Consider the following 237-nt stretch of genomic DNA (forward strand, 5'->3'; position numbering starts at 1 on the left):
ATCGTCGCCGTCGCGCACCCCGCGATCCTCGAGGGCCTGCAGACCGACATCTCCAGCGTGATCTGGGTGACCAGCGCGTACCTCTTGGCCTACGCGGTGCCCCTACTGGTCACCGGTCGCCTGGGTGACCGCGTCGGACCCAAGAACCTCTCCATCGCGGGACGCGGCGTCTTCACGCTGGCGGCGCTGTGGTGCGGAGTGTCGGGATCGAGCGAGATGCTGATCGCGGCTCGGGCC

Annotated in this window: 1 protein-coding gene; it reads left to right on the forward strand. The window is 69.2% G+C overall.

Annotated elements, in window-relative coordinates; translation table 11 throughout:
* On the forward strand, positions 1-237 hold a 237-nt coding region (locus tag AC0IX4_RS23345; protein WP_471831461.1), incomplete at both ends, for an MFS transporter.

This window comes from Rhodococcus sp. AC861, from assembly GCF_979256035.1.